The organism is Salipaludibacillus sp. CUR1 (assembly GCF_021028955.1).
Lineage (GTDB): Bacteria > Bacillota > Bacilli > Bacillales > Salisediminibacteriaceae > Salipaludibacillus.
The window spans coordinates 1-7351 of the sequence record NZ_JAIWPE010000065.1 but is presented as its reverse complement, the minus strand read 5'-3'; the positions used below and the strand labels follow the sequence as shown (position 1 = coordinate 7351).

Sequence of the window (7351 nt, the reverse complement as noted above, 5' to 3'; positions counted from 1 at the left end):
GCTGCTCTTCCTTACGCCTTTTTTCTCGCGTTTCCTCCCTGGGCCGTTTGCAGCACCCACTTACCTGTTACTCGAGTATCACCCACGTAGCACCCACCCTGACGCTGCTCTTCCTTACGCCTTTTTTCTCGCGTTTCCTCCCTGGGCCGTTTGTAACACCCACTTACCTGTTACTCGCGTAGCACCCGCGTATCACCCACCCCACACCCGCTCGTTCCCTCTGCCCCTGTGCCAGCGACCTCATACCAACGCTCATAAATAAAAAACACCTGCAAAAGCTGAAAAGCTTTGCAGGTGCGTGTAATTGTTATTTAGGTTCTACAGCCGTTTTGAAGGCTGGCTGTTTTTCCCGGTATATCCATTTGAATAAGACGGTTTGGAAAATAAGGAACAATCCCCCAACCGACCAGTACAAAGGAAGAGCTGCGGCGACATTAAATGAGAAGATCCCCATGATCGCCGGGGTAACATAGCCTAGCATTGCAAGCTGCTTTTGCTGGGCAGAGTCGATTCCGATTTGCGATACTTTAAACTGTACGAAATAAACAGCGGCTGCCACAAACGGCAGGACCATATCTGTGGCGCCTAAGTTAAACCAGAGAAAATTATGCTGGGCAATTTCAGGTGTCCGCATGATCGCATAGTAGAATCCAATCAGGATCGGAAATTGGATCAGCATTGGAAGACAGCCCATAGACGTCAGCGGGTTGAAATTATGCTTTTCGTACAGAGCCATCATTTCCTTCTGCATTTTCTGTTTATCTTCGGCTGAATTTTTATCCTTGAATTTTCCCTTAATTTCGTCCATTTCCGGCTGGATGACGGCCATCTTCTCCCTCATGAAAAGCTGGCTTTTATGCTGCTTCATCATCAGCGGCATAAGGGCAAGTCTCAACAGGAAAGTCATGAAAATAATGGACAGTCCGTAATTGCCGTTAAAAATACCAGCGAGAAACTTGATGGCAAAGGAAAACGGGTAAATCACATAGTGATTAAAGACCCCCGCTGTTTCGGCATCTATCGGTTCCATATTTGCCTGGCAGCCGCTTAATGTTAAAAGTAAAAGAACGCCGATTAAAACAATCGGACTATATTTTTTAAGTCTGGTGAATACAGAGTTTTTTTCCATGTATATCCTCCTCGATGTGTTTGTAGCTTATCAATCGAGAAGGATAGATAGTCTCCGTCGTCTTCCGGTCCCTCTTTCCGCCCCATCATTCGGGTAAGCCAGGACAGGCGGTCGACTCTGAGGTCCAAGAGCATATTTGACGGAGCAAGGCGGCTGTGCCACGAGTGCAGCTGCTTCTGGGTCAGTGACCGGTTGGCAGCCGCTGATTCATGGGACATAAACTGAATCAGGTGTGCGCCGGCAAATGTCATATATAAGCTGATTGTTAATAAAACCGGAACGAGGTCCTGGGAAAATTCGAACATCATCTGTATTCACCTCCTTTTCGTACGTACCAAATAAGGTTATTATCGTTCATTCAACTTGAAAAGTCAAAGTTGGTTTAGTGACGACCGTTTAAAGACGTGAGTGATCAGCAGGAAAGCATACCTGTAACTGGTCTCTTGCTGAAGTCATTACCTCTGATGTAAGCTTTGAAGTGTCAAGCGAGTTAACAGAGCCGGCACCGGGAAGTCTGTGAATTTTATTATGGAATACTTCGATTTCATAAACCATATCCGGCTTGTCCTGCGACACAGTTACATTCTCCACTGACCCGTCCAGGTAATAAATCTCAAGAGAGCTTAGCTTTTGGATATGGTTAATAATGATCGTTCCTTTTTCACCCTGAATCTCTGAAGGGAGAGATGAATTGGTGATTTTCGAGTACATGGCTACTGCTTCCATTTCAGGATATGTCAGAATCACTGTCCCTTCCCCATCCACTCCTGAACTCAGTTTAATCCCCGAAGCTTTAACCTTGTCCGGCTTTCCGAACAAGTCAACAATTGGATAAAGGCAGTAAAGGCCAATATCCATTAATGCGCCGTTTGAAAATTGCGGGTTAAATGCGTTCAATACAGTTCCTTCTTTAAAAGCGTCGTAGCGTGACGAATACTGACAGTAGCTTGTAACCATCCTCCTGACCGGCGCCACTTTACTGACAGCTTGTTTCAGTTTCTGAAAATTAGGCAAAGCCGTACTTTTTACAGCTTCCATTAATATAACCCCATTTTCTTCTGCCACCCGGACCATCTGTTCCACTTCCTTGTGGTGGGAAGCCATCGGCTTTTCACATAACACATGTTTTCCGTGCTTCATGCAAAGGATCGCCTGTTCAGCATGAAGCGATGTGGGACTGGCAATATACACAGCATCAATTAACGGGCTTTTTGCCATCTCTTCTATTGTGGTGAAAACCTCTGCCCCGCCGTATTTATCCGCGAACGTTTCAGCCCGTTCTTTCGTCCGGGAATAAACAGCAGACAGCTGAAAGCTATCTAAAGTGTTTCCGGCTTCAATAAACCATTCTGTAATAAAGTTCGTTCCTATTATTCCATACCTGACCATACCGGTCTCCTTCCTTATGTTATGCGGACAACTATTTAAATATGTTTAACGGCAGATAAGCTGAAACTAAATAATGAGGCACGTCCACCACTTCGCTCAGTTTTAAATCCACAGCCACACTGCATAACGCATAGGCTTCCACATCACTCAGGCCGTATTTCATGACGAGGTGTTCAATCATATATGTGACAGCTTTCTTTGTGGCCGTCATTAAATCTTCTCCGTAGCCGGTCGTGGCGAAATACCCTTTTGACTCTGGCCCAGGGTTTAAAGGCCCAGGCGTTTCAAATTGCGGCTCGCTTATTTGCTTTCCTTTATGAAGTTTAAAGCGGAGCTGAATATCCATTGGGGCCTCAATGGCTGTGCCGCACACTTCTCCGTCTCCCTGGGCGGCATGCGTATCGCCTACTGAAAAAAGGGCTCCCTCCACCCACACTGGCAAGTACAGCTTTGTTCCTTTTGTTAAATGCCGAATGTCCATGTTGCCTCCATTTTTCCTTGGCGGTACCACGCTGTAAGTCCCCTTTTCAGGCAGAGCTACGCCGATGGTACCTGGAAACGGGGCAATCGGGATCTCTATTCCGGAAAGAAACTCTGCTTTTCCTTTTTTTAAATCCCAGATTTTTAAATAAGGATCCTGAAACTGTTCGTGGAGAAGGCCAAACCCCGGTATGACGGCTGTCCACCCCCAGCTTTGCGGGCCAAATCCTTCAATTTCGACTTCCAGCGTATCTCCCGGCTGTGCGCCATTAACGTAAACGGGGCCATTTACAGGGTTTACACGTTCGAAATCGAGCCCTGCAACATCTTCTTTTACAGACTTTGAGTTAAGCTGTCCCGCGGAACTGTCTGTCACTTCAAAATTTAGGCTTTTCCCCGGTTCCACAGAGTAAACTGGCTCAATAGAGTTGTCCCATGTAAAATGGTGGCAATGACGGTGAATAGTATGATTATGACTCATCACTTATCCGCTCCTTTATTTCGAAAATAGAAATAATTTCAATTTAATAATATCATAGGAATTCAGATATTTCAGAATGAAAGCGCAAACATGTTCAATTATGAACTTTTTAATGATTTTTTAGATTAAAACTGTTGTATTAGCTCCAAAACCTCTCTATAATGTCCTGTATACAAATACAAATGTACTTTAAAAGAAGACGTTTTCAAGGGGGAGTCTCATATGAAAAAAGAAATGAACGTAGGCTTACTTGGTTTTGGAACAGTCGGGACGGGTGTCCTGCAAATTATCCAGGACCATCAGGATAAATTAGCACATCAGCTTGGCTGTGCGGTTAATGTTAAAAAAATTCTCGTCAGTAATTTAGAAAAGAAACGGGACGTTAATGTGGAATCCGGCCAGCTGACAGTGGATCCTCAGGAAATCCTAGAGGACCCGGACATCGACGTGGTGGTCGAAGTTATGGGCGGAATTGATGATGCTAAAAGCTATATCAGCCATGCTCTGGAAAACCGGAAACATGTGGTCACAGCCAACAAAGACCTTATGGCAGTCCACGGAAGCGAACTTCTTGAGTTAGCTGATAAACAAGACTGTGATTTATTTTATGAAGCGAGTGTGGCCGGTGGTATTCCTATCCTCCGCACGCTTGTTGAAGGGCTTGCTTCCGACCGGATTACAAAAATGATGGGTATTGTGAACGGCACAACAAATTACATTTTGACAAAAATGTCAAAAGAAGGACGAGTCTATAACGAAGTGCTTAAAGAAGCTCAGGCTCTTGGCTACGCTGAAGCAGACCCGACTGCAGATGTAGAAGGCCTCGATGCGGCCCGTAAAATATCTATTCTCGGAACGCTTGGCTTCTCTATGAACCTTAATCTTGATGATGTGGATGTAAAGGGAATAACTGATGTTACGAGCGAAGACTTGTCTTACGGCGATCAGCTGGGATACACAATGAAGCTTGTCGGCATAGCGAATCGCTGTGATGACAAAGTAGAAGTCAGTGTCCAGCCAGCACTTGTTCCTCATGATCACCCGTTAGCAGGCGTTGATGATGAATACAATGCCGTCTATGTTTACGGTGAAGCCGTTGGCGAGACGATGTTCTACGGAGCAGGAGCAGGACAGCTGCCAACAGCAACAGCAGTAGTATCCGACCTTGTGGAAGTTTTAAAAAATAAACGGCTCGGTGTGAACGGAAACAGCGTCGTTATTCCCCAGTTCGATAAAAAACTGAAAAAAGACGAAGAGATTTTTTCAAAATACTTCCTGCGTATTCACGCGAAGGATGTGCCTGGCACCTTCTCAGCTCTTACTTCACTGTTTGATGAATATGGCGTCAGCCTGGAAAAAATCCTGCAAGTGCCTCTTAACGACGGGAAACTGGCGGAAATTATTCTAGTCACTCATGGGGTGTCAAAGAAGAACTACGAGACTGTGCTTGAAAAACTAAACGACACGGATGTCGTGGTAGAAGTTAAAAGCAGCTACCGTGTGGAAGGGGAAATTAAAAAATGATGTGGCGTGGACTTTTAGAAGAATATAAATCATATTTACCTGTTAATGAAAAGACACCTATGCTGTCACTGCAGGAAGGGAATACACCCCTTTTGCCGCTTAAAAACCTCTCGGAAAAACTGGACATTGATCTGCATGTGAAATATGACGGCGCTAATCCGACCGGGTCTTTCAAAGACCGCGGCATGGTCATGGCAGTCGCAAAAGCCAAGGAAGCCGGCAGCGAGGCGATTATGTGCGCTTCTACAGGAAATACTTCTGCAGCTGCTGCCGCATATGCAGCGCAGGCAAATATGCGCTGTCTCATAGTCATCCCGGAAGGTAAAATCGCGATGGGCAAACTCGCTCAGGCAGTTGTTTACGGTGCTGAGATCTTCAGCATTGAAGGTAATTTCGATAACGCGCTGCAGATGGTGCGCAGTCTTGCAGAGCAATCACCCATTACACTCGTAAACTCGGTAAACCCGTACCGGATAGAGGGCCAGAAAACAGCAGCTTTCGAAATTTGCGATGCACTCGGTGCGGCGCCTGATGTGCTGTCCATTCCGGTCGGAAACGCAGGGAATATCACTGCTTACTGGAAAGGATTCTCTGAATATCACGCTGAGAAAGGGACCGGTCTCCCTCAAATGCGGGGCTTTGAAGCAGAAGGCGCCGCAGCTATCGTAAAAAATAAGGTGATTGACGCCCCAGAGACAGTTGCTACCGCTATCAGAATCGGCAACCCGGCAAGCTGGGATAAAGCGGTGAAAGCCGCTGAAGATTCTTCTGGAAAAATTGATTATGTCACTGATGAAGAAATTGTTGATGCTTATAAGCTTTTAGCCCGTGAAGAAGGTGTATTTGCTGAACCGGCCTCAGCCGCTTCGATCGCAGGCTTAAGGAAGCAGCTGGCAACAGGTGAAATCAAAAAAGGCTCACGTGTCGTAGCCGTCTTAACGGGTAACGGACTGAAAGATCCAAATACGGCGATTGATACTGCACCAGTCAAGCCTGTGGCACTTCCAAACGAGGAGTCCGTGGTTATCGACCATATGTTAGGGCGTGTGAAACAATGAAGAACTCCCTTTTTACGATCCGTGTCCCGGCCAGCACGGCCAATTTAGGTCCCGGATTTGATTCTGTCGGCATGGCACTGAACAGGTATTTAACGTTGACAGTGGAACCGGGAGACACATGGCGTTTTGAAGCCCAGTCAGATAATCTTGATGGAATTCCTGCCGGGAAGGATAATTTAATTTTTAAAATAGCTGACTGGATCGCCGGCGAATACGGGGAAAATCTTCCTTCGGCCCATGTGAAAATGGACAGCGACATCCCTCTCTCCCGTGGCTTTGGCAGCAGCGCCACCGCTATTGTAGCTGGAATTGAGCTGGCCAATCAGCTGCTCGGGCTGGAGTTGCCGGCTGATGAAAAAGCACGCTGGGCCAGCCAATATGAAGGCCACCCGGATAATGTCGCACCGTCTGTTTACGGCGGCCTGATTATCGGAAGCCACCGTGACGAAGAGACAGATATTGTTCTGGCTGGTACCCCGGATATTGACCTTGTTGCAGTTATTCCGGATTATGAGCTGAGTACTAAAGAATCCCGTGATACGCTCCCTAAAGAGTTCTCTTACCGGGATGCGGTGGAAGCCAGCAGTATTAGCAACGTTCTCGTAGCAGCCATTCTGCAGGGGAACTGGGAGCTTGCAGGAAAGATGATGACAAAAGATCTGTTCCATCTTCCTTTCAGGATGCCGCATATTCCTGAATGGCAGAAAGCGGCAGAACTAACTGGAGAGCTCCCTGTCTATGGAGCTACTCTAAGCGGAGCCGGACCAATCGTATTGTTTTTCGTACCTCGCGGATACGGCAAAGAAGTGAGGCTGCAGCTCAGAGGGCATTTCCCTTCACACTCGGTTGAGCTGCTCGAAGTCGACCGGGACGGTGTCGTTGTCTCTGCCAACGCTGTCTCTTCAAACCAGCTGTAAGCTGCCGCAGACAGAAGAGCTCCATTCAAACGCATTTAATAAAAAAACCTCGATCAGCATGTGTGCTGTCGAGGTTTTTTTTATGTATTTAATGATGGCGGCCCCGGCAGGAATCGAACCTGCGACGCAAGGTTTAGGAAACCTACGCTCTATCCACTGAGCTACGGAGCCGGATGACTTTTATGTAAAAGGTCCACCCAATATTATATAATAAATTTCTCATATTATAAAGGAAAACTTTTATTCCAATAACTGGGGGGACAGACCCAGTAGCCTTGCATGAATGGAATATAATGTAATTTTGAGTTTACAAACACAAAAAAAGCTCCTATTGTAGAGGAGAGACCAATACTTGTTCCCAATCCTCTACAAA

Annotated in this window: 7 protein-coding genes and 1 tRNA gene; 3 read left to right on the top strand and 5 right to left on the bottom strand. The window is 46.3% G+C overall.

Annotated elements, in window-relative coordinates:
• Positions 1-307 precede the first annotated feature (307 nt).
• The 4 genes from yidC to K8O68_RS14165 all read right to left on the bottom strand — a co-directional run bounded on the left by yidC (position 308) and on the right by K8O68_RS14165 (position 3479).
• A complete protein-coding gene (gene yidC / locus K8O68_RS14180) occupies positions 308-1129 on the bottom strand; it encodes a membrane protein insertase YidC (RefSeq protein WP_230897514.1) in 822 nt (273 codons plus the stop codon).
• Entirely contained in the window at positions 1075-1437 is a 363-nt protein-coding gene (locus K8O68_RS14175; RefSeq protein WP_093055697.1) for a hypothetical protein, read from the bottom strand. Before K8O68_RS14175 ends, yidC begins: the two co-directional genes overlap by 55 nt.
• Before the next feature lie 88 nt (positions 1438-1525).
• The gene (locus K8O68_RS14170; RefSeq protein WP_230897513.1) at positions 1526-2518 is read right to left on the bottom strand and encodes a Gfo/Idh/MocA family protein; all 993 of its coding nucleotides are present in this window, start codon (positions 2516-2518) and stop codon (positions 1526-1528) included.
• Positions 2519-2549: 31 nt separating this feature from the next.
• Entirely contained in the window at positions 2550-3479 is a 930-nt protein-coding gene (locus K8O68_RS14165) for an acetamidase/formamidase family protein (RefSeq protein ID WP_230897512.1), read from the bottom strand.
• A gap of 222 nt (positions 3480-3701) precedes the next feature.
• On the opposite strand from K8O68_RS14165, the gene K8O68_RS14160 reads away from it, so the two are divergent.
• The 3 genes from K8O68_RS14160 to thrB are packed head-to-tail and all read left to right on the top strand — an operon-like array spanning position 3702 to position 6978.
• Positions 3702-5003, top strand: coding sequence for a homoserine dehydrogenase (locus tag K8O68_RS14160; RefSeq protein ID WP_230897511.1), 1302 nt, complete (start codon positions 3702-3704; stop codon positions 5001-5003).
• The gene (thrC, locus tag K8O68_RS14155) at positions 5000-6061 is read left to right on the top strand and encodes a threonine synthase (RefSeq protein ID WP_304619516.1); all 1062 of its coding nucleotides are present in this window, start codon (positions 5000-5002) and stop codon (positions 6059-6061) included. Before K8O68_RS14160 ends, thrC begins: the two co-directional genes overlap by 4 nt.
• Complete coding sequence (gene thrB / locus K8O68_RS14150; protein WP_230897510.1) at positions 6058-6978, top strand: homoserine kinase; 921 nt, start codon at positions 6058-6060, stop codon at positions 6976-6978. The genes thrC and thrB overlap by 4 nt, the downstream gene beginning before the upstream one ends.
• Positions 6979-7073: 95 nt before the next feature.
• On the opposite strand, the gene K8O68_RS14145 is transcribed toward thrB, so the two are convergent.
• A tRNA-Arg gene (locus tag K8O68_RS14145) sits at positions 7074-7149 on the bottom strand.
• Positions 7150-7351 lie beyond the last annotated feature (202 nt).

Excerpts from the sequence above, each read along its gene's own strand:
- thrC (WP_304619516.1), top strand. The coding sequence starts at position 5,000 with ATGATGTGGCGTGGACTTTTAGAAGAATATAAATCATATTTACCTGTT.
- K8O68_RS14170 (WP_230897513.1), bottom strand. The coding sequence starts at position 2,518 with ATGGTCAGGTATGGAATAATAGGAACGAACTTTATTACAGAATGGTTT.
- K8O68_RS14175 (WP_093055697.1), bottom strand. The coding sequence starts at position 1,437 with ATGATGTTCGAATTTTCCCAGGACCTCGTTCCGGTTTTATTAACAATC.
- yidC (WP_230897514.1), bottom strand. The coding sequence starts at position 1,129 with ATGGAAAAAAACTCTGTATTCACCAGACTTAAAAAATATAGTCCGATT.
- K8O68_RS14160 (WP_230897511.1), top strand. The coding sequence starts at position 3,702 with ATGAAAAAAGAAATGAACGTAGGCTTACTTGGTTTTGGAACAGTCGGG.
- thrB (WP_230897510.1), top strand. The coding sequence starts at position 6,058 with ATGAAGAACTCCCTTTTTACGATCCGTGTCCCGGCCAGCACGGCCAAT.
- K8O68_RS14165 (WP_230897512.1), bottom strand. The coding sequence starts at position 3,479 with ATGAGTCATAATCATACTATTCACCGTCATTGCCACCATTTTACATGG.